Origin of the sequence: Candidatus Villigracilis vicinus (assembly GCF_016702885.1) — a bacterium.
Classification (GTDB): Bacteria; Chloroflexota; Anaerolineae; order Anaerolineales; family Villigracilaceae; genus Villigracilis; species Villigracilis vicinus.
This window is the reverse complement of sequence record NZ_JADJDD010000007.1, coordinates 189,356-210,980: the sequence shown is the minus strand read 5'-3', so window position 1 is coordinate 210,980 and position 21,625 is coordinate 189,356. Positions and strand designations below refer to the sequence as shown.

The 21,625-nt window shown below is 51.1% G+C and carries 25 protein-coding genes; 18 read left to right on the top strand and 7 right to left on the bottom strand.

Annotation, left to right across the window (positions count from 1 at the left end; translation table 11 throughout):
• Nucleotides 1-18 precede the first annotated feature (18 nt).
• A complete protein-coding gene (locus IPG80_RS08130) occupies nucleotides 19-1,053 on the top strand; it encodes a homoserine dehydrogenase (protein ID WP_345104985.1) in 1,035 nt (344 codons plus the stop codon).
• A 36-nt stretch (nucleotides 1,054-1,089) separates the two neighbouring features.
• Here the strand turns inward: IPG80_RS08130 and IPG80_RS08125 are convergent, their stop codons facing one another.
• Nucleotides 1,090-1,437 (bottom strand): DUF1304 domain-containing protein, encoded by a 348-nt coding sequence (locus IPG80_RS08125; RefSeq protein ID WP_345104982.1) that lies wholly within the window; start codon nucleotides 1,435-1,437, stop codon nucleotides 1,090-1,092.
• 22 nt (nucleotides 1,438-1,459) lie between these two features.
• The gene (locus IPG80_RS08120; RefSeq protein WP_345104979.1) at nucleotides 1,460-2,761 is read right to left on the bottom strand and encodes a hypothetical protein; all 1,302 of its coding nucleotides are present in this window, start codon (nucleotides 2,759-2,761) and stop codon (nucleotides 1,460-1,462) included.
• A gap of 184 nt (nucleotides 2,762-2,945) precedes the next feature.
• On the opposite strand from IPG80_RS08120, the gene radA reads away from it, so the two are divergent.
• The 6 genes from radA to hutU all read left to right on the top strand — a co-directional run bounded on the left by radA (nucleotide 2,946) and on the right by hutU (nucleotide 8,739).
• Nucleotides 2,946-4,346 (top strand): DNA repair protein RadA, encoded by a 1,401-nt coding sequence (gene radA / locus IPG80_RS08115; RefSeq protein WP_345104977.1) that lies wholly within the window; start codon nucleotides 2,946-2,948, stop codon nucleotides 4,344-4,346.
• Nucleotides 4,347-4,415: 69 nt separating this feature from the next.
• Complete coding sequence (locus tag IPG80_RS08110; protein ID WP_345104975.1) at nucleotides 4,416-4,643, top strand: DUF2277 domain-containing protein; 228 nt, start codon at nucleotides 4,416-4,418, stop codon at nucleotides 4,641-4,643.
• 75 nt (nucleotides 4,644-4,718) lie between these two features.
• On the top strand, nucleotides 4,719-5,561 hold the full coding sequence (locus IPG80_RS08105; protein WP_345104970.1) for a toast rack family protein: 843 nt from the start codon (nucleotides 4,719-4,721) through the stop codon (nucleotides 5,559-5,561).
• 166 nt (nucleotides 5,562-5,727) lie between these two features.
• Nucleotides 5,728-6,141 carry an Rrf2 family transcriptional regulator gene (locus IPG80_RS08100; RefSeq protein WP_345104967.1) on the top strand — a complete coding sequence of 138 codons (414 nt, stop codon included), beginning with the start codon at nucleotides 5,728-5,730 and terminating at the stop codon, nucleotides 6,139-6,141.
• A 72-nt stretch (nucleotides 6,142-6,213) separates the two neighbouring features.
• Nucleotides 6,214-7,074 (top strand): hypothetical protein, encoded by an 861-nt coding sequence (locus IPG80_RS08095; protein ID WP_345104964.1) that lies wholly within the window; start codon nucleotides 6,214-6,216, stop codon nucleotides 7,072-7,074.
• A 12-nt stretch (nucleotides 7,075-7,086) separates the two neighbouring features.
• Nucleotides 7,087-8,739, top strand: coding sequence for a urocanate hydratase (hutU, locus tag IPG80_RS08090; RefSeq protein WP_345104961.1), 1,653 nt, complete (start codon nucleotides 7,087-7,089; stop codon nucleotides 8,737-8,739).
• 26 nt (nucleotides 8,740-8,765) lie between these two features.
• Here the strand turns inward: hutU and IPG80_RS08085 are convergent, their stop codons facing one another.
• Nucleotides 8,766-9,068 carry a hypothetical protein gene (locus tag IPG80_RS08085; RefSeq protein WP_345104959.1) on the bottom strand — a complete coding sequence of 101 codons (303 nt, stop codon included), beginning with the start codon at nucleotides 9,066-9,068 and terminating at the stop codon, nucleotides 8,766-8,768.
• Between IPG80_RS08085 and IPG80_RS08080 the strand changes: the two genes are divergently transcribed.
• The 8 genes from IPG80_RS08080 (at nucleotide 9,046) to IPG80_RS08045 (ending at nucleotide 15,050) form a co-directional block, all read left to right on the top strand.
• The gene (locus IPG80_RS08080) at nucleotides 9,046-9,888 is read left to right on the top strand and encodes an alkaline phosphatase family protein (RefSeq protein WP_345104956.1); all 843 of its coding nucleotides are present in this window, start codon (nucleotides 9,046-9,048) and stop codon (nucleotides 9,886-9,888) included. The genes IPG80_RS08085 and IPG80_RS08080 overlap by 23 nt on opposite strands.
• 14 nt (nucleotides 9,889-9,902) lie before the next feature.
• Nucleotides 9,903-10,958, top strand: a complete 1,056-nt coding sequence (locus IPG80_RS08075) for an alkaline phosphatase family protein (RefSeq protein ID WP_345104953.1) — start codon at nucleotides 9,903-9,905, stop codon at nucleotides 10,956-10,958.
• 4 nt (nucleotides 10,959-10,962) lie between these two features.
• Entirely contained in the window at nucleotides 10,963-11,391 is a 429-nt protein-coding gene (locus IPG80_RS08070) for a nitroreductase family deazaflavin-dependent oxidoreductase (RefSeq protein WP_345104949.1), read from the top strand.
• 50 nt (nucleotides 11,392-11,441) lie between these two features.
• A complete protein-coding gene (locus tag IPG80_RS08065) occupies nucleotides 11,442-12,611 on the top strand; it encodes an FAD-dependent oxidoreductase (RefSeq protein WP_345104947.1) in 1,170 nt (389 codons plus the stop codon).
• Nucleotides 12,612-12,681: 70 nt separating this feature from the next.
• A complete protein-coding gene (locus IPG80_RS08060) occupies nucleotides 12,682-12,888 on the top strand; it encodes a type II toxin-antitoxin system VapB family antitoxin (RefSeq protein ID WP_345104944.1) in 207 nt (68 codons plus the stop codon).
• A gap of 2 nt (nucleotides 12,889-12,890) precedes the next feature.
• Entirely contained in the window at nucleotides 12,891-13,286 is a 396-nt protein-coding gene (locus tag IPG80_RS08055; protein ID WP_345104941.1) for a PIN domain nuclease, read from the top strand.
• 83 nt (nucleotides 13,287-13,369) lie between these two features.
• On the top strand, nucleotides 13,370-14,131 hold the full coding sequence (locus IPG80_RS08050) for a DNA alkylation repair protein (RefSeq protein ID WP_345104939.1): 762 nt from the start codon (nucleotides 13,370-13,372) through the stop codon (nucleotides 14,129-14,131).
• A 16-nt stretch (nucleotides 14,132-14,147) separates the two neighbouring features.
• On the top strand, nucleotides 14,148-15,050 hold the full coding sequence (locus IPG80_RS08045) for a GNAT family N-acetyltransferase (protein WP_345104937.1): 903 nt from the start codon (nucleotides 14,148-14,150) through the stop codon (nucleotides 15,048-15,050).
• 108 nt (nucleotides 15,051-15,158) lie between these two features.
• On the opposite strand, the gene IPG80_RS08040 is transcribed toward IPG80_RS08045, so the two are convergent.
• Entirely contained in the window at nucleotides 15,159-16,484 is a 1,326-nt protein-coding gene (locus IPG80_RS08040; RefSeq protein WP_345104935.1) for a family 1 glycosylhydrolase, read from the bottom strand.
• 49 nt (nucleotides 16,485-16,533) lie between these two features.
• Complete coding sequence (gene rlmB, locus IPG80_RS08035) at nucleotides 16,534-17,259, bottom strand: 23S rRNA (guanosine(2251)-2'-O)-methyltransferase RlmB (protein ID WP_345104932.1); 726 nt, start codon at nucleotides 17,257-17,259, stop codon at nucleotides 16,534-16,536.
• Between the two features lie 112 nt (nucleotides 17,260-17,371).
• Here rlmB and IPG80_RS08030 point away from each other — a divergent pair, with 112 nt between their 5' ends.
• From IPG80_RS08030 to IPG80_RS08020, 3 genes are read left to right on the top strand one after another with little or no spacing between them, the layout of a single operon-like run.
• Nucleotides 17,372-18,214, top strand: coding sequence for an RsiV family protein (locus IPG80_RS08030; protein WP_345104929.1), 843 nt, complete (start codon nucleotides 17,372-17,374; stop codon nucleotides 18,212-18,214).
• A gap of 1 nt (nucleotide 18,215) precedes the next feature.
• The gene (locus IPG80_RS08025) at nucleotides 18,216-19,430 is read left to right on the top strand and encodes an MFS transporter (RefSeq protein WP_345104926.1); all 1,215 of its coding nucleotides are present in this window, start codon (nucleotides 18,216-18,218) and stop codon (nucleotides 19,428-19,430) included.
• A gap of 55 nt (nucleotides 19,431-19,485) precedes the next feature.
• Nucleotides 19,486-19,809, top strand: coding sequence for a cupin domain-containing protein (locus tag IPG80_RS08020; RefSeq protein ID WP_345104923.1), 324 nt, complete (start codon nucleotides 19,486-19,488; stop codon nucleotides 19,807-19,809).
• An 8-nt stretch (nucleotides 19,810-19,817) separates the two neighbouring features.
• Here the strand turns inward: IPG80_RS08020 and IPG80_RS08015 are convergent, their stop codons facing one another.
• Complete coding sequence (locus tag IPG80_RS08015) at nucleotides 19,818-20,453, bottom strand: MBL fold metallo-hydrolase (protein WP_345104920.1); 636 nt, start codon at nucleotides 20,451-20,453, stop codon at nucleotides 19,818-19,820.
• 14 nt (nucleotides 20,454-20,467) lie between these two features.
• Complete coding sequence (locus tag IPG80_RS08010; RefSeq protein ID WP_345104917.1) at nucleotides 20,468-21,607, bottom strand: MFS transporter; 1,140 nt, start codon at nucleotides 21,605-21,607, stop codon at nucleotides 20,468-20,470.
• Nucleotides 21,608-21,625: the final 18 nt, after the last annotated feature.

Sequence of the window (21,625 nt, the reverse complement as noted above, 5' to 3'; positions counted from 1 at the left end):
ACTATTAGGAGTCTCCCCATGCACTACAACCTCGCCCTCATTGGTTTTGGAAATGTCGCCCGCGCATTGGCGCGCTTGTTGGTTCGTAAACAAGATATTTTGAAATCCAAACATGATGTTACCTTTTCGTTCACCGGTATCTCCACAGGTCGCCATGGACACGCCGTCAACCCGAATGGATTGGATATTCAAAAAGCGCTGGAACTTGTCGAAAGCGGAAAGGATATCGCTTCACTTTCTTCTTTGGAAGTAAAGAACTCACTGGATGTTATTAAACATTCCCAAGCCAACTTCATGTTTGAAAATTCCCCCGTCAATACAGAGACCGGTCAACCCGCGCTGGATCATATCCGCACGGCGTTGGAATTGGGGATGCACGTCAGCACTGCAAATAAAGGTCCGGTCGTGCATGGCTATCGTGAGTTAACCGCGTTAGCGGCATCGAAGGGAAAAACCTTCAGGCATGAATCCGCAGTTCTGGGAGGCGCGCCCGTTTTCTCGGTCATGCGTGAGGCGTTCCCGCTCGCGGAGTTGGAATCCTTCAAGGGTATCTTCAACGCCACGACCAATGTCATCCTCTCCCGAATGGAAAGCGGCGAGACCTATGACGAAGCGCTCAAGTACGCGCAGAAGATCGGCTTGGCTGAAACCGACCCCACCAACGACGTGGACGGTTGGGATGCCGCCATCAAGGTTGCCGCACTGGTAACCGTGTTATGGGACACACCCATGACGCCGCAGCAAGTGAACCCCACCGGCATTCGCGGCATCACCTCTGAGATGATCGCCAAAGCCAAAGCGGAAGGCAAGCGTTATAAATTGGTTTGCTCTGCTGAAAAAGTAAACGGAGACATTAAAGTTGGCGTTGCCCCGCAGTTGGTGGATTCGTCTTCGTCGCTGTACGGCATGATGAACTCCAGCACGGGCATCACCTTCCGCACCGATGTCATCATTGATTACTCGATCGTCTTATCCGAAAAGCCCGGCATGACCGGCGGACCCGTCGAAACGGCATATGGTCTATTCGCGGATTTCGTGAATATCGTGAAATAAATAATGTAGGGGCGGATCGCGATCCGCCCCTACGGTTTAAAACACCAACAAAATCACCAACGCCAAAATAGCGGGGACCGCTTGAATATAAAAGATTCTTTTACTCACTGTGAACGAGCCGAAAATTCCAGCAATGATGACACAACTCAGAAAAAAGATTTTCACCGGGTCACCTGCGATTAATCCCCACAGTAGACCAGCGGCGAGGAAGCCGTTGTACAAACCCTGATTGGCAGCCAGGGTCTTCGACTGCTTGGCTTGCTCCTCCGTCATGCGAAAGGACTTCATCCCACGCGGCTTGTCCCATTGGAACATTTCGAGGTAGAGGAAGTAGAAGTGCAAGAGGGCGACGATCACGATAAGAATGTCTGATACGAGTTTCATGGGGTTCTCCTTATTTATATGATTATGGATTTGGTGAGGGTCTCCATAGACCTAGACTATGAATATCAACATTATCACCAATTGAAAAATATTCTCCAGTTAAAACATTTGCAATACCTAATTTCGGACTGTCAATATAGTCACAGTAAGGACATGAAGTATCATATACAAAAACAATAAAGTTGCTGTTTGGCGACCATAGGTAATCAATAGGCACTTGTTCTTCAGTCTCTAATTTTTCAATAACACAATTTTTTTCTTCTGTATTCAATTTAATTGTACAAAAGCCTTTAGCTTCATCGCTCGAATAAATATAACTTATCATTGTTTGGTTGGGTGACCAATATGGATTTACGATGCGACTATTAACCTCATAGCATTCAGTTTCTCCCGAAATAGTATCAAATATACAAGGTGGTGATTCAGCAAACCAATAAAAATCCGAATCCCGCCATTCTTGAAATAAAAACTTTGTACCATCAGGCGACCATTTTTGAAAAGTTAAATTTTTATATGAAGCAACTACTTGTTGAGATTCAATATCGTAAACGATTAATCTTATTGTAGGTGAATTTTCAAAAGCGTAATAATTACCAGGTTCTTCATCGGCTTGAGAAATGGCGATAAATTTTGAGTTTGGAGAAAATCCTGAAAATAAATCAAAATACCCATCGTTAGGGTCAGAGATATTGAGAATTTGATTGTTTGAAACATCAAAAATGCTGGTGTAGGTATTGTCATACCCTTCTTGATATTCAAAGAACTTTCCATTTGATGATAAAGGATACCAATCAGGAATGATTAAGAAATTTGGGACTGTAAAATTTGACGATGTAACTTGAATAGAGTCGACATCAGAGTTGTGATAATGAAACCTAAGAATTTCTTCTGATAAGGAAATATTAATTACAGATCTATCTCCAAGTAAAAAAAACATGACGTCATTCTTATCTTGTGGCAAAAAACCAAATCCTGACCCATCAGGCATCCAGAAATAATCTCCCACTTCTTTTGTAAATGGAATATCAAACCTCTCGCCAGATTCAGCATTGAACAACGCCATGTTTTCATAACCGGATTCTCTTGTCCCAATCGGAACTAACAATATCTGTGTTTCTGGATTATTCACCCACTCAGGAAATTCAATTGTAATTTGTTCAGGGGTTGGAGAGAGACTCGTTGTAGGTGTAGACGTTGGCATTGGAGTTTCGGTGTTTTCAATCGTTTTTGTTTCTGGCAATGAAGTCGAGTTGTTTGTTTGGCTGCTGCATCCAATTGCCAAGAGTAGGAAAAAGAAAATTGAAATCCGGCTGAGTTGTTTCATGCTTACCTCCTTCAACACTTCCGAGTATAGCAGACTCCGAAAACAGAACAAAAATTCTGTTATACTGCCTTTGTTGTCACCCTGAGCCGACAGGCGAAGGGTCTCTACCATAAATCAGCAAGGTTTCCGAGCAATGGGAGAGATTCTTCGCTATCGCTCAGAATGACACAATACAGGTGAAATCATGGCAAAAACAAAAACTCATACCCGATTTGTATGTCAGCAATGCGGACGTGTCGCCGCATCGTATATGGGCAAATGCCCGCAATGCAACGCCTTCAGCAGCATGGTCGAAGAAGTCGTCCACGATGAACCGGTCTCGAAGGGGTCGGGAGCCGTTCGCGGCTTGAGCGGACGTTCGGAGCCGCGCCCCATCTCCGAGGTCAGTGGTGATGCGGAAGATCGTGTCCACCTGCCCATCGGTGAATTCGCACGCGTGTTGGGTGGCGGCATTGTCCCCGGCTCGATCGTGCTCGTGGGTGGTGACCCGGGTATCGGCAAATCCACGTTGATGTTGCAAATGGCAATGGAGATGGCGAAGGTGCAGCGTGTGCTGTATGTTTCCGGCGAAGAGTCGGAACGGCAGATCAAGATGCGTGCCGTGCGTCTTTTCAACGCAAGCAAGGAATTACCGAAGAATCTTTTATTGGTAACCGAGACGAATCTCGAAGTGATCATGAACCACGTCCGCGATACCAAGCCAGACCTGTTGATCGTCGACTCCATTCAAACTGTGTACCTGACCGGGTTAGATTCTTCTGCGGGTTCCGTTTCGCAGGTGCGCGAGTGTTCGTCACAGTTGCGTGAGTTGGCGAAGTCATCCGGTGTGTCGGTCTTTATGATCGGACATGTCACCAAGGAAGGCGCGATTGCCGGTCCGCGTGTGTTGGAACATATCGTGGATACGGTCTTGTATCTCGAAGGGGATCGCTTCCAGGCGTATCGTTTGCTGCGTTCGGTGAAGAATCGCTTCGGTGCAACCTCTGAAGTGGGTGTCTTCGAAATGCGCGAAGGCGGCATGATCGAAGTGACCAATCCGTCTGAAGCGTTTTTGGCGGAGAGATTAATTAATGCCGCAGGTTCGACCATTGCGGTGACGATGGAAGGGACACGTCCCATTCTCGTAGAAATTCAAGGATTAACGTCACCGACTCAATTCGGCAATGCGCGCCGCACACCCAACGGTGTGGACTTCAACCGTCTGTTGCTCATCACGGCTGTGTTGACTCGCCGTGTTGGCTTGAAACTTGCCGAGCAGGATGTCTTCGTCAACGTGGTCGGCGGCATTCAAATTGACGAACCCGCCGCAGACTTAGCTGTCGCCGCCGCCATCGCTTCTTCATGGAAGGATGTGCCGATTCGCGCCGAGGCAGTCTTGATCGGTGAAATTGGTCTGGCAGGCGAATTGCGCATGCCGGGGCAAATGGTGGCACGCTTGAAAGAAGCGCAGAAGCTCGGTTTCAAGACCGCCATCATCCCGAAGGCGATCCGCAAGGGTGAAGAATACCCGAAGGGCATCGAGATCATCGAAGTCCGTTCGTTGGATCAGGCGTTGGATAAGGCATTGAAGAAAGAAGTAAGTTAGTCATGCGTGTTCGCTAGGCATTAAAACATACAACTCAACCAACTTACCAGAAGGAATAAAGAGGTCATCGTGTGCCGAAGCATCAAACCCCTTAGAAATATGGATCACCCTGTCACTGAGCAGGAGATTTACGAAGCCGCATTGCAATATGTAAGAAAAGTGAGCGGATATCGCAAGCCGTCTAAAGCGAATGAAGAAGCGTTCAATAAAGCAATAGAAGAAGTGGCGGAGTCCACGCGGAAGATACTATCAAATCTAAAGACGGTCGAAAGTCAAAGGTTGAAAGTTGAAGGTTAACTAATTCTTCTACGCAACCACATCCCACCTTCAGCCGTATACCTTCTTAGGCATTAACCTAAGGAGGTTTTTCTTATGTATCGCAAACTTACAGCCTTGATCGCGGTCTTCGCGCTGAGCACCCTGGCATGTGGGATCAATGTTCCCAAGCCGCCGCAGCCAGGTCCGGATGTGACCGAAAAGATCCAGGTGGACTACCCAGACACAGACGAGATCACCCTGAAACTCAAATTCGGCGCAGGTAAATTAACGCTCAACCCCGGCGCCGCCACACTCACAGAAGGTACCGCAACTTACAACTACGACCAATTCAAGCCGGAGATCAATGTGAATGATGGCAATGTTGAGATCCGCATTGGCGATGGGAATTTCAACGGCATCCCCGCATTTGATGGTCTCAAAAATGAATGGGATTTGAAACTCGGCGACCAGCCCATGAATCTGTCCATCGAATCAGGCGCGTATGACGGTATCTTCGAGTTGGGCGGGCTGGCTCTCACCCGGCTTGATATTTCAGATGGTGCTTCGAATACGAATGTTTCATTCTCTGAACCGAACCCGGTTGAGATGAGCACCTTCACATATAGTTCCGGCGCCTCAGATGTGAAACTGACCGGGCTAAGCAACGCCAACTTCAGCCTGCTCGATTTCTCTGCAGGTGCAGGCGATTACACCCTCGATTTCTCCGGCGAGCTTCAGCGTGACGCTTCCGTAAAGGTCGAAAGCGGTCTTAGTAACCTCATCATCATCGTCCCAGAGGGAGTCCATGCTGTGGTCACGGTGGAGGGCGGGCTGTCGAATGTGAATGCAGTTTCCGGCTGGGAAAGAAGCGGGAACGATTATCAGCAGGAAGGTGAAGGTCCAACTCTCACCTTCGTCATCGAAATGGGCGCAGGGAACCTTACACTCGCTCAGTAACAGCTACCGTACACATTACGGAGTATGCAAGATATACTCCGTAATGAACTGAAATTCGGCGCGAAAGGTCATAATTGAGCAGTGACCTCTATCACTTGTCTTGTACCCACATTCACAATAAAATCGTGATTGTGGGTAATTTTTACCTATATTAAGTGAGGTCATCATGCAAATAACACGACAAGCCGATTACGCCGTTCGCGCAGTACTCCACCTGGCTCGCAGCGGTGATATTCGCACAGCAACCAGCGTTATCGCTGAAGAGCAAAAAATTCCGCCATCTTTTCTTGCCAAGATCATTTCCCAACTTTCGATCGCCGGGTTATTACACACATCACGCGGCGCGCGCGGCGGTGTAACATTGGCTCGCCAACCGGAAGAGATCACCCTTCTCGAAGTTATCGAAGCCATCGACGGACCCATTCAGCTCAATGAATGTGTCGGCGATACCGGCGTCTGCTCTTTCGATGATAGTTGTCCGCTGCGCCCGGTTTGGTGTGAAGCGCAGGAGCAGTTGGTGGGGCGGCTCAAAGGTACGAACTTTGCAGATATGATCGCCAAAGGACAAACCTCCGCATAACCACCAAAGAAATCAAAGCCTCTCGGCTATAATTGCCGGGAGGCTTTTTAATTTCACTGCAAGGATGGAACCATGAAATACAATCGCGGATTATTGATCTCGGTCGTCCTCGGGATGACAGCCCTGGCATGTGTTGTGCCAAGCCTGCTGCCCGCCTCGCCGGTCCCGCCGACGCCTGATACACGGCTTGAGCGCATGGTCGCTGAAACCGTTTCCGCCGCCCTGCAGCTGACACAGCAAGCCGTCCCCACCAGTACTCCTGTTCCCACATCCACATCCACCCCCATACCAACTGCCACCATTACACCGATCCCTGCTTCGCCTACCCTCACCGTTCAAAACATACTGGACGAAAACACAGACGGCACCAACACCTACATTGACCTGAGCGGAAAGTACCAGATCACGATCCCTACAGAATGGCTGGCCTTGCGCATCGACGGGCCGGAATATCTCGAAGCCGGTCTGCTGCCCGAAGCCGAAAACCCCGCTATTCAACGCAACCTGAACACCATCCAAAACCAGGACCCGAACGTCTTCCGCCTCTTTCTGTTGGACATCGACGAGAAACAGATCGACAACGGCTTTGTGACCAACATCAACCTGGTATGGGATCAGCAAATGGAAGTTTCACTCACCAGCGATATCGACATCAAGGGCATCGCAGCCACCCTGCCCGCCTCATTAAAAGGCGTGGAGATCACTGCCACCCAGCTGGAACTCACCGAAACGGGAATCCCCTACGGTGTGATCACAGCCCGAACACCGGCCCTCTCACAGGAAGGTGAGCAGATCATCGTCATTCAAAAACTGGTGTACCTCGACCTGCCCCTTGGCACCTTATCCATCACTCTTTCGACCACCGAAAAGTGGCAAAAGACTGTTGAACCATCCTTTGATAAGATCATCGAATCATTTATAGTACTCGAATAGGAGAGAGGAATCATGTCCACACCCCGCGTTATTCGGTCGCCGCATGGAACCCAACTGACCTGCAAGAATTGGATGAGCGAAGCCGCCTATCGTATGATCCAAAACAACCTTGACCCCGAAGTGGCAGAAAAGCCCGAAGACCTGGTCGTCTACGGCGGGCGTGGTAAAGCCGCCCGTAATTGGGAAGCCTTCGACGCGATCCTTGATTCGTTGAAGAACCTCGAAGAAGATGAAACCCTGCTCGTGCAATCGGGCAAGCCGGTCGTCATCTTCAAAAGTCACAAGGATGCGCCCAAGGTCCTCATCGCCAACTCCAACATTGTGCCGCATTGGGCAACCTGGGAGAAGTTCGATGAACTCGATAAAAAAGGGCTCATGATGTACGGGCAGATGACCGCCGGTTCATGGATCTACATTGGCACACAGGGCATTTTGCAAGGCACCTACGAAACTTTCGGCGCATTAGCCAAGCTCAAAGGCTGGGGCTCGCTCAAAGGCAAGTTCGTCCTCACGGCAGGACTCGGCGGCATGGGCGGCGCCCAACCTCTCTCCATCACGATGAATGAAGGCGTCGGTCTTATTGTAGAAGTGGACCCTGAACGCGCCGAACGTCGCCGCGCGATCGGCTATGTGGATATGGTCGTGGATAACCTTGAAGAAGCCATGACGCTCGTGGAAGAGAACGTTAAGAGCGGCACGCCGAAATCCATCGGTCTGATCGGCAACGCAGCGGATGTGTACACGGAACTCTCACAGCGCGGCATCATTCCCGATGTCGTCACAGACCAAACGTCGGCACATGAGGCGCTGTTCTATGTCCCATCGGGCATCAGCCTGACCGCCGCGAATCAACTGCGGGTGGAGAACCCCGAGAAATATAAAAAGATGGCGATGGATTCGATGGCAAAGCACGTCCAAGCCATGCTCGCCTTTCAACGTGCCGGCTCGGAAGTCTTCGACTACGGCAACAACCTGCGTCAGCAAGCCTATAACCACGGCGTGAGCGATGCCTTTGAATTCCCCGGCTTTGTGCCTGCTTATATCCGCCCGTTATTCTGTGAGGGCAAAGGTCCATTTCGGTGGGTGGCGCTTTCCGGCGACAAGGAAGATATTTACACCACCGACAAAGCCATCATGGAACTTTTCCCTGAAGATGCGCATCTGCACCGCTGGTTGAAGATGGCACGCGAAAAAGTTCCCTTCCAGGGATTGCCCTCGCGGATTTGCTGGCTGGGCTACGGCGAACGTGCCAAAGCGGGCTTGATGTTCAACGAACTCGTTGCCAGCGGAAAGGTCAAAGCACCGATCGTCATCGGTCGTGACCATTTGGACTCGGGCTCGGTGGCATCTCCCAACCGCGAAACTGAAGCCATGAAAGACGGCTCCGACGCCATCTCTGATTGGGCGATCCTCAACGCGATGATCAACGCCGTCGGCGGCGCGACATGGGTATCATTCCATCATGGCGGCGGCGTGGGCATGGGCTACAGCCAACATGCGGGGCAGGTCATCGTTGCGGATGGAACGCCGGAAGCGGCTCGCAGGCTGGAAAGAGTCCTGACGACCGACCCAGGCATGGGCGTGGTCCGACACGCAGATGCCGGCTATGAGATCGCCATCGATGCTGCCAAACGTCACGGCATCAAAATGCCGATGTTGAAATAGTCAAAAGAAATTACCGGCTCTTTGAACTATGGCAATATATTGTGGTGATAAGATCTGGTTGGAGAAATTCCCCTGAAACGTCTTACTGTTTTCCTACTTGCATTCGTTCTGAGTGGTTGCGCAACTCTGCCCAATATTTGGGGCAATTCCCTGCCGCCTGCGCCAACACCAACCAATCTCCCCGGCATCCCCACGCAAACACCGATCTTCACTGCCACTTCGGCTGTCACTCTGACCCCAACCGCAACTGCCACGATCACGCCAACATTCACACCCGAACCCACATTCACAGCCAGCGCCACTCCCATGCCATCCAAAGCGGATATCAAGCGCGTCCTCATCATCAGCTATGATGGGTTGCGCCCCGACGCGATCGACGAAGCGCCCATGCCAAATTTGATGACTCTTCGAGATGGCGGCGCACATGCGCCGCTCACGGCACGCACCATTGACTATCCCGCCACATCACCCAGTCATGCTTCGATGCTGACCGGCGTATGCATGGAAGACCACGGTGTGATCTACAACAAGTTCTTTATGTATATGGGCTATGCCAAAGGACCAGATGTCTTTCAGCTTGCGCACGAGGCTGGTCTAAAGACCGTCATGATCGTCAGCAAGGACAAACTGCGCCAACTGGCAGAACCTGAAACGACCGATGTCTTTGAAGTCGCTTACGGTGAGCCTGCCATCCAAAAAGCTGCCCTCGCACAGATCGAAGCGGACTTCAACCTGATGTTCATCCATTTCGCAACCCCCGATAACCGCGGGCACAAATATGGCTGGATGTCCGGCGAATACTTTAAAGTCCTGCGCGCCGGAGACGAAGTTCTGGGCGAGATCATCAAAACCCTGAAGGACAAGGGAATGTACGACAGTACGCTTATTATGGTCACTGCCGATCATGGCGGGCATGACACAAACCACATTGGTCTTTTGATCGAAGATTATCGCATCACCTGGATCGTCAGCGGACCCGGCGTTATCCCACAGGTGATCGACTTCCAACTCTACACCTTCGATACGGGACCCACCGCTGCATATGCCTTGGGATTGCCCTTTCAGGAAGAATGGGACGGCATTCCCGTGTACAAGATCTTCGGTGAGCCGCAGTTAAAGATCCACGAAAAATATCCCTGCAAAACTTGATCAAAAAAACATATATGAACCGACGACTCTGGCTCACAACCCTGCTTGCCATTTTTTTGCACGCCTGTTTTTCTCCACTAAACGGGACATCCCTTCCCGCCTCCACTCCGACCGAGACAGTTGTTCCAACCATCCCCATCGCAACGCTCACGCCGACTCCGCCACCACCCGCACCGCAAACCCCTGAGCCCACCCAAATCTCCGCCCCGCCGCAGCCGATCTCCCGCGTATTGATCGTCACCTTCGATGGGTTACGCCCGGATGCCATTCAAGCCGCAGAAATGACCAACGTGTTATCGCTCATGCAAAATGGAGCCTACACACTCACAGCACAGACCATCATGCCAAGCACAACCCTGCCCGCCCATACCTCGCTGGTGACGGGCACCTGTCCAGCAAAACACATTGTGCGCTGGAATGAATACGTCCCAGATAATGGTTACGCCCTCGGCACCGACATCTTTGACCTGACCCATGCAGTCGGCTTGCGCACCGTACTGATCACCGGCAAGGAAAAGCTGCGGCATGTCACCGAATCGGGCAGCACAGATTTCTTCGGATTCGTGGATAACACCGATGAGGAAAAAGACATCGCCACGCTTGACAACATCGTTGTCGAGCAAATTCGCGAAGGCTTTGGGCTCATGCTTGTCCACTTTCCCGATGGTGACGTGGTCGGGCATGAATACGGGTGGATGTCTAAACAGCAGCTAAGTGCCTATCGCAAAAATGACCGGTCTTTCGGCACCTTTTTGAATGTTCTGAAAGACAGCGGACTCTACGAGGGTACGCTCATTATCATCACCGCCGATCATGGCGGCGCATTGACCGACCCGCCGCACGGCACGAACATCCCCGAAGCCATGACCATCCCCTGGATCATCAGTGGACCGCAGGTCGTGCCTGGCGTATTACAAACCCCCGTCTACATCATGGACACCGCCGCCACTGTCGCTTTTGCGCTTGGTCTGCCCATCCAGCCCAACTGGGATGGCGCGCCTGTTTACGAAGCCTTTGGGCTGCCAGTGGATCCATTACAGCAACGTGGCTGCGCTGGAACAACACCTTAACCTCATGTCTTCAAGCCACAACCCTGTCATAAAAATATTCTGGTTGCTTCATCTCAAGGTCTATCAATGGACTTCCGGAAAGGTTGGCAATATACTTCGCGGCTTGCCCGTTCTATTACTGACCACCAAAGGGAAGAAGACCGGTCAGCTTCGCACCAAAGCGTTGATGTATTTGCCCTACAACGATAATTTTGTTGTGATCGCTTCGAATTTAGGAAAAGATAATCACCCTGCCTGGTGGTTCAACCTACAGGCAGAACCAAAAGCAAGCGTGCAGATCGGAAGTTCAAAATTCACTGTCCATGCTCGCGAAGCGCGAGAAGATGAACGCGAAAGCATCTGGCAGGCGCTTGCCAAAAAGACTCCCGATTACGAACAATACCGTTCATGGACGTCCCGCCGCATTCCGCTGGTGATTTTGGAACGGCAATAACTATTCCATTCTGCTAAAATCTTTCCATTCACACGTAAAGGAAGCTTTCCATGACTCAAACCTACGATGCCATTGTCATTGGTGCAGGTGTGATGGGCGCAAGCATCGCCTTTCACCTCGCCGAACGCGGACTCAAGACCGCCATCCTTGAACGCACCGTCAGCGCGGCGGGTGCCACCGGTCACTCCAGCGGACTCGTCCGCATGCATTACGATCTCGCGGCTGAATCACATTTGACCTTTACTAGCTATAAAAATTATTTCAACGTATGGAAAGACCGTGTAGGCGGCGAATGTGGTTTTCAACAGACTGGTTTCTTACAGATCGCCAAACGCGAACACGAAGACAAACTGCGCGGCAATGTGACAAACCAACAAAAGATCGGCATCAACACCTCGGTCATTTCAGTAGATGAAGTGCGCAGACTCTTCCCCGACCTGCTCACCGAACATTTTGATTACGCCGCCTATGAACCAGACTCGGGCTACGCGGATGCGACGCTCACTACCAACTCGTTTCTTGATTCTGCAAAACGAAACGGTGCCACGCTGATTCAAAACTGCGAAGTGACCGCCATCCACGTCAGTGGCGGAAACGTGACCGGCGTGAGCACGACCAAAGGCGAATTCTCCAGCCCAATCGTCATCAATGCGGCGGGACCGTGGGCGAAGCATGTCGCCAGTTTAGCGGGTATTGATGTCCCGCTCGTCACGTGGACTCACGATGTCGCTTTCCTGCATCGTCCGCCCACGTTGGGAAAATTCCCAGCCGTGATCGATGACGTCATCAACTGTTACTTCCGCCCTGAGGGCAGTGCATTGATTTTGGCAGCAGGCGAAGATGAATCCCTGCGCGGCGAAGCACCCGATGCCGAAGACCAAACGCCCACACCGACTTTCCTCGAGAAGCTCATCGACGCGATGGTGCAGCGCATGCCAAAGATCGAAGAGAGCGGCTTGCATTCCGTGCATGTTGGGCGTGACGGCATCACTCCCGATCAACGTGCCATTTATAGCGGAACCGACTTGGGCGGCTTTTACCTCGCCTGCGGGTTAAGCGGCACCGGTTTTAAAACCTCCCCGGCGGCTGGGGCGAGCATGGTTGAATTAATTCTTGACGGAACACCAAAGACCGTAGACATCTCGCCGTTTCGTTTCAGTCGCTTCGCCGAAGGAAAGTTATTGGAAGGCGAATACGGGTATGGGCATATTTGGAAGTGATCCATCAGGTCTGGAAGTTGATGTATAATACACATAATTATCAGTTTTTATACACACGAAAGGATCTGTCATGCGAACGAACATTGTGCTTGACGATAAATTGATAGAACGTGCCCAAAAATTGACAGGCATCAAAACCAAACGGGAAGTGGTGCATGAAGCCTTGCGCCTTTTGATTCTATTGAATGAGCAGGGCGAAGTCCGATCCTTGCGGGGTAAATTGCCGTGGGATGGCAACTTGGGTGACCAACGCCAATCAAGAGTAAAGGTTCAATAGTCATGCTGGTTGTTGATACAAGCGTTTGGGTGGATTATTTCAACGGTGTGGAAAATCCACAAACCAACTTTCTTCATAACGTATTGGATGCGACCCCCATCTTGATTGGCGACTTAATCCTCACAGAAATATTACAAGGCTTTCGCCATGATCCAGATTTCGAAACAGTACGCCGCACATTGGGTAGATTCACCCAGGCAAACATGGTAGATACTGCTCTTGCCGTACAAAGTGCAAGAAATTATCGTTTTCTTAGGCAAAAAGGTATTACTGTCCGAAAAACAATCGATAGCTTAATTGCCACCTTCTGCATCGAAAACGAATATGAGCTATTGCATAATGATAACGACTTTGATGGGTACGAAAAACACCTAGGTCTACGAGTAATCCATCCATAACAAAAACAGGACTGTGAATGAAACGTAGTCCTGTTTTGATTCTGTTACAAAGTAAAGGCTTATAATCCCGTCAACAAAAGATTATGACGACCTTGAAAATAAACCACCCACAAACAAAAAAATATCATAGCGAAGTCGTCAAAGCACTAACCGCCATCGGCAACCCTGCCTTTGGCAAAGCCGTGCAACAAGACCGTGGCTCGAAGCTCAAGCATCTTGGTATTAAATTCCCTGCGTTAAGGCGCAGGGTAAAACAAGGTTTCTCTTTTTATAAATTACCAGAAGAACAAGTATTAGAAGTGTGGGATGCGCTCTGGAAAACCTCGCCATACGGTGACGTGCTTTTTGCCGCGCTTGAATACTATCTCCCGATTGTGAAAAAACAAGTCCCTAAAAAATTATGGCCTGTCGTCAAGGGCTGGGCTCCACGCATCGACAATTGGTGTCATAGTGACGGACTAAGCGCCATCTATTCGCGCGTTTTAGAGAGCAACCAAAAAGAAGTATATCCCCAGCTTGTAGAGTGGAATCAAGCCGAAGGTGAGTGGTTGAGGCGCATGTCTTTGGTCAGTCTCATCCATTACAGCGGCAAGAACGCTGTCTTTATGCCGTTGAAAAAGGTCCTACCGTTGGTGACGAACTGTCTGGATGACGAACGCTATTATGTGCAAACTGCCGTGGGCTGGGTTTTGCGCGAGATGCGACAGGTGTATCAAAGCGAGGTTATCAAATACTTGCAAACGCACGCAGGTAGATTAAGTGCGCCTGCCTTTTCGCGAGCCGTTGAGCGATTGAACGCCAAAGAACTGGCAAGATTGCGTGAGTTGCGAAGAGCCACTAAATAAATGCTACAATCCGCATATGATCACATATCGTCGCGCCACCCTTGAAGATAACTTCACCTCGTTCAATATTTGCCGCGCCGCGCTCGAAGATTTTAGCAAGCGCAGCGGCGTGCAAGCCATTACCGGAGCCAACGACCCGGAGACTCGCGAAAAGTTGTGGGAGACCCGCAAACCGTTTTGGGATCATCTCGCCAACACCAGTGATAACTTTTGGATCGCAGAAAAAGACGGCGAAGCCATTGGTTATGCCCGCAGCATTTTGCGCGGCAATCATCGCGAGTTGACCGAGTTCTTCGTCTTGCCGGGCAGCCAGTCCGCGGGCGTGGGCAGGGAGTTGATCCAACGCGCCTTCCCAGACGATGTGCCGCATCGCACCATCATTGCCACGCCCGACATCCGCGCTCAGGCTCGTTATCTTAAGTCAGGCGTGTATCCCTTCATGACCGAATTTTATTTTGAGCGCACGCCCGAAGCGCAGGAAGTGGAAACGGATCTTGTCATCGACTTGGCAGACGCTTCGCCCGCCTCTCTCGAAGACTTGGGCAGGATCGACCTTTCGATCCTCGGCTTCCGCCGCGACGTGGACCACCAATTCTTATCCAACGACCGCAGCCTGTACTTTTATAAGCGCAGCGGTCAGATGGTTGGCTATGGTTATATCAAGCGTGATTATTATGGTCCGTTTGCAGTGCTTGAGAAGGATGATTTCCCCGCCATTCTTGCACACACTGAGAATGAAGCCTACAAACTAGGCGCAACAGCCGTTGGGTTTGAAGTACCTACTATCAACTCCAGCGCCATCGGTCACCTGCTCAAACGCGGATACCGCCTCGAAGGCTTCCTCGGCTCGATCATGTCTGAAAAACCGTTTGGGAAATTTGAGAATTACCTGCTGACCAGTCCGCCCTATATTTTGTGAATATCGCTATGTCACTCTGAGGGAGCGTGCTCTTCGCGACCGAAGAGCTGACCCAGGTAGAGACCTCACCCTGCATCCGCACCGGTCCCTCGGTGACATTAATAAAACTTATGAAGGAAACAACTTCTCAAACACTTCGGGGCAATACTTCTGCACCATCTCGCTGGAAATCCCATTCTCTTTGCAGATCTCCGCGTAAAAATCTACAGACGGGCGGCGGATTCTCTTTTGTGTATCCACATCCAAGCCCCACAGACCGAAGCGCTGAGTCCAGCCGCGCTCCCATTCAAAATTATCCACCAGCGACCAGTGGAAATATCCCTTGACGGGCCAGTTGAAATTGACCGTGCGCCAGACCTGATGCAAATGCTGTGCCAGATAACGCGGACGCATATGATCGTCATAATCTTCCACGCCGTTCTCGGTGATGATGATGGGCAGGTTCGGGTACGTGCGCACGATCCACTTGACCGAGTCGTAAATTCCCTCAGGAATGTTCGCAAGGAAATTCGTGTCGCTCATATCGGCATTTTTGGGATAACCGCTGTTCGAGAACATCTCACCCGCTTTGGCAAGGTCAAACCAGACCGTATCCACCGAGTAGTAATTCAAACCGAGATAATCCTGCGTGCCTTTGGCTTCGGGAATATTGAAATTGCCCAACGGAGTTTTCATCACACCCGTTGAAATACCGGTTGGGAAGCCCATGTTGACTCCCTCATAGCGGATGTTACGCATGAGTCGATCCAACGGATTCCAGCCGGTGCGCGGCACCATCGGGCGGAAGTGCAAAGCATAGCCCACGCGAGACTCGGGTTGCAATTCATGAATGGCGCGATAAGCGGCGGCATGTCCGCGCAGCATGTTGGCGAGAACCTGCATCGCAGATTTCAGATCCTTTTTACCAGGCGGGAAAGCTCCCACCGCATAACCACTCAAGGCATACACATTCGGCTCGTTGATCGTCACCCACAGATTGGTGTATTCCTTTAACGCGTCCACCATCTTGCGGACGTACTTCTCGAACAACGGCACGATGGCTTCTGTTTCCCATGCGCCGCGTTCTGTCACCCATAACGGTTCAGTGAAATGATGCAGCGTCACCAAAGCCGTCATATTGCGTTCCCGCAGTCCGCGTAGCATGAGGCGGTATTTTTCGATGGCTTCCTCATCCCATTTATCCGGCGTCGGCTGCACACGACTCCATTCGATCGACAAGCGATGCGCGTTCTGTCCCGTTTCGGCGGCTCGGTCGAAATCCTCGCGCCAGCGTCCATTCCACCAATCGGCAGCGAGACCTGATTTATGCACCGTATGCCCGGCTTCTTCCCACGCGTGCCAGTTGTTGTTCGTGTTGCCGCCTTCCACCTGATGAGAGGCCGTCGCCGTCCCCCATAAAAATCCTTTTGGAAAATGATATGTTCCTTGAGGCATGTTGTTCTCCACATTATAGTAGGGGCGACTCGCGAGTCGCCCCTACACATTATTTTCTATTCAGATAAGCCAAATACAACGCCACCGACCCCGCCACAGCCGCATTCAATGATTCGATGCTGCCCTTCATCGGCAATTTCAAAACGATGTCACACTTCTTGCGCGTGAGATCATGCAGACCTTCCCCCTCTGAGCCAACGACCAATCCCAATGCACCTTTGAGATGACGGGAATTCGCCTCCACCTCCGCCCCGGCTTGGTCCAAGCCTACCAGCCAGACGTCTGCATCTCGAAGCGCATCCATCGCCTGCGAAAGATTCGACTTGGCAATGAGCATATGCTCGCTCGCCCCCGAAGAAGCATTCACCGCCGAAGGAGTCACTTCCACCGAGCGTGCCAGCGGAATGATGATGCCATGCACGCCCACGGCTTCCGCCGTACGGATGAGCGTGCCAAAGTTCTGCGGGTCTTGCAGCGAATCGAGGATGAGGATGAACGGCGGTTCATCCTTGATGCCATCCAGAATATCGACCAAGTCCGAATACGGGTAGCTGCTGACTTCAGCGATCACTCCCTGATGATTCTGGTGCACCTTATCGAGCTTACCGCGCGGCACACGGTTGACCTTGACCTTTTGCTGCCCGGCAAGCTTGACGATCTCTGCCAGGGTGCCCTTCTCTTGCGCCCCTTCGGCAATTTCAATGGAAAAGATCTGCCTGCGTTTGGCACGCAGGGCTTCATGGACGGCGTTGCGTGAGTAAATGTATTCTTTCATAAGCGGTTGTATTTTACTTGATAACTCTCTCCATCAAGAATGCACAGCCAACACACAAAGCAGGTCAGAACTTCGCTTTCGGGATAGAATCCTACTCTACTAAGGAGTCACTGTGAAAAATAAAAACTATTTCGTTTGGATCCTTCTTTTGTTGACCACCTTTGCTTGCAGTTTGATGACCCCGCCCACAACTCAAGTGCCCGCCTCTGCCGGGGTCACGGAGGTTGTTTCTCAGCCGCAAGCAGCAGTTACGTTCACGCCCATTCCCACTTTCACCGCAGCGGCGCCCTCCCCGCAATCGAGCGAAACACTATCCCTGAATGCCGAGCCGTTCAGCGAAAAAGGCGATGCCCCTCCATATACCTTCACCGCACAAATTCCCTACCTGCAAGGATCAGATGATATTCGTGTAACGAACTTCAACGCCTTGCTCAGACAGATCGCAGAAAAAGAGATCAGCATATTTCGTGACAGCATTCTGACCATTGCCCCGCTGGACCCCATCAACGCAGGAAGTTCGTTCGACCTGCAATACACCCTGGTTGGACAAAAACAGGATTACTGGGGTATCAAGTACGATATTTCCCTGTATTTCGACGGCTCGGCACATCCAAGCCATTACAGTGTCACCATTAACTACAACCTCGATCAGGGCAGGGAAATCCCTCTGGCTGAACTTTTCAGTCCTGATTCAAACTACCTGCAAGTCATTTCGGATTTCTGCAAAGCTGAACTCAGCGCCCGCAACATCGGCTTCGACGGGTTTGCAGTGGGTGCCGACCCGCTGCCTGAAAACTATACCCGCTGGAATATCTCTAAAGAAGGACTGGTCATTACGTTCGATGAATATCAAGTTGCGCCATACGCTGCCGGTCCGCAGGTGGTGGTGATCCCCGCTTCTGCTCTGCAAAGTATTATTAATCCAGATCGCAGCCTTCTTTTTTCCGGGCAATAATATGCCTATCACACTGGATACCCCCCTGCTCTTCACCACACGCATCATTCGCATGTTCTGCTACGGATTTTTATCCGTAGTCCTTGTACTGTATCTCTCTGAAGTGGGGTTGACGGAGCAGCAAGCAGGCTTGCTCTTCACTTTCACCCTCGCTGGTGACGCAGGCATCTCTCTCTGGCTCACCACGCATGCCGATGGTTTTGGTCGCAAGAAAACGCTTATCATCGGTGCCTTGCTGATGCTCGGCGCGGGCATCATATTTTTGATGACGAACAATATCGTTGTCCTGATGATCGCCGCCATCATTGGGGTTATCAGCCCAAGCGGCAACGAGATCGGTCCCTTCCTTTCAGTGGAACAGGCGGGGTTAAGCCAGCTCCTGCCCGATAAACTTCGTACGAAGGTCTTCGCCTGGTATAACCTTGCCGGATCCTTCTCCACTGCCCTCGGCGCATTGACTGGCGGCTGGCTGGCTCAATGGCTGCAATCCGCTGGCTGGTCTGCAGTGGACGCGTATCGTTACATCCTGACTGGGTACGCGATCGGCGGCTTGCTCATTGCGATTATATTTTTACAACTTTCCCCCGCCATTGAAGTCCACAGCCAGGCGAGAGAAACAAAAAAAATTCTCGGCTTGCACCAATCGCGCAATGTCGTATTCAAGCTCAGTGCCTTCTTCGCGCTGGATGCTTTTGCAGGCGGGCTTATCGTGCAAAGCATGATCGCCTATTGGTTCCACGTCAAATTCGGTGTGGACAGCGGCATCCTCGGCAGCATCTTCTTCGGTGCAAACATTCTCGCGGGCATCTCATCCCTGCTCGCCGTCAAGGTCGCAGAGAAGTTCGGGCTGATCAACACGATGGTCTTCACGCACATCCCATCCAACATCCTTTTGATCCTCGTCCCGCTGATGCCTTCCCTGCCTCTCGCCATCGGAATTCTGCTTCTGCGCTTCAGTATCTCTCAAATGGATGTGCCCACGCGTCAATCCTACACGATGGCTGTTGTGGCGCCAGACGAACGCTCCGCCGCTGCAGGTGTGACCGCCATCGCGCGTTCGGTGGGCGCGTCGCTATCCCCAGCCCTTACAGGAATTATGTTCAGCATTCCCGCCCTATTTAGCGCACCATTCTTTATTTGCGGTGGGTTAAAGATCGTCTACGACCTTTTGCTCTGGCGCGAGTTTAGCCAGGTCAAACCGCCGGAAGAAAAATAAAACAACAAGGTGACTGTCACTTTGAAAGTGACAGTCACCTAATTGGAGAAACCTCATGTCCACTGCCCCTACATCACAGATCTTGCACATCGCTGAAATGGTTAATTATCAAGAAGGCTCCGTCGTCAGCCGCCAGATCACCAAAGCGGACGCGGGCAATGTTACCCTTTTCGCCTTCGATATTAATCAAGGTTTGAGCGAACATACTGCCCCCTTTGATGCGCTTGTTCACATAATTGAAGGTGAAGCGGAAGTGACCATTTCCGGCATACCGTTCCGATTGAACACAGGTGATGCCATCATCATGCCCGCGAATGAGCCGCATGCCCTCAAAGCCATCCAAAAATTCAAGATGCTGCTGACGATGATCCGCGCATAAATTACGCATTACACACTCACAAATGGATTGAATTGTTTCTCATGACCAACCGTCGTTTGCGGACCATGCCCCGATAACAAAATCGTTTCATCGGGCATGGTGTAAATTTGTTCGCGGATGCTTTTTTCGAGAGTGGCAAAATCACCACCGGGCAGATCGGTACGACCGACGCTTTCGTTGAAGATCAAGTCACCGCAAAAACAGATATTTTCTTTCGCGACATACAACACGCAATGTCCGCGGGTGTGACCGGGCGTAAAGCGGACTTCGAATTCGTTCGAGCCGAGTTTCATCTTCATGCCGTGGACCAGGTCAATGGTCGGTTCGGGACCGGGGTCTATATCCAAGCCAAATTTTTTACCGCCGCCGCCCTCACGCCAGAGGACATGGTCATCGGGGTGAAGCGCCACATGCGGAAGCGGGTTGAGCGCATCTGCAATCGCTGCCGCACCGCCGATATGATCGAAGTGTGCATGCGTGTACCACATGTGACCGATACGCCATCCGCGCTTTTGGGCTTCGCCTAAAATGATGTGACCATCCCAGGATGGGTCAATGACCACGGCTTCTTTGGTATTCGGGTCAGCAACCAGATAAGCATTGGTCGAAGCAGGACCGAGTGTGAACGTAATGATTTCAAGCATAAGAACCTTCCAATTTACGATAGCTGATTTACAGTGGATGCTTGGCGCGGCATGAAGAAATAACTGACAAAAATAGAAATGACGATCAAGCCGATCGCAAGCGGATAAATAATAAACGGGTCTCGTTCGAAAATGAATCCGGCAATGGGCGGCACAATGATAAAAATAATCGCGCTGACGGTTTCCATCGTGCCGTAGGTGATCCCCATTTGCGAACTGTGGACCAGTTCACGCGCCTGCGCCATTGCCATGGGGCGTGCCGCACGAAAACCGCCCAACAGGAAATACGCCAGCATAAAAACGGGCAATCCCATGCCAAGCCACATCAAGGCGGCAAAAAAGGTCACAAGCAATTGTGCGAGTAAAAAGCCCCGGCGTGGATTGAGGCGACCGATTCCCAGTGCCAACAGTGAATTCCCCAAGGCACCCGCCGAAAACACCCACCCCGTCTCTGTCAGCGACAAAGAACGTACGCCTTTCAAAAAATTCGGTGTGAGCGGCTGGGCAATGTACAAGGCAAAGACCGCAAATGCAAAGATCATTACGAAATTGATAAAACGGGTATTCTGCCACAGACCTGTGGGCGGCGATTCGGGGTCATGCTTATCAATGGGCTGCTTTTCAATAAATGTAATAAAGAATAATGAGATCACAAAGACACATGCCGCCGCCAGATAACTGGTGCGCACACCGTAATTCTCCGCGATCCAGCCGCCGGTCACAGGACCAAGTGCCATGCCCATATTAAATGTGGCGGTGGTAAGCGAGAGTGCTGTACCTACTTTCCACTTGCCGCGTGCAGCCGTCACATAACTTCCCAGCGGCGAAGCGACAAAAGCGGTCACACCATATAGAAACAAGCCGATCAAATAGATCGGCAGACTTTTTGCAAGCCCCATCGTCAACGTGGAAACCAATCCCAAGCTCCAGGCGGTGATGAGCAGCGGACGGCGCCCAATACGGTCTGCCAGGTGTCCGCCCGGCAGGTGAGTGATCGCCATGAAAAAACCGAAGGCGCCCAAAGCAAAGCCAACTTGCTGTTTACTCAATAAAAATTCACTTTCCAAATGGATCGGCACAAAATTAAAGAACATGCCTTCGCCCACACCCCAAAGTAAAAGTGCCGCCGCAATAAAAAATAGATTTCGATTCAAGTGTCCTCTTATTATTAA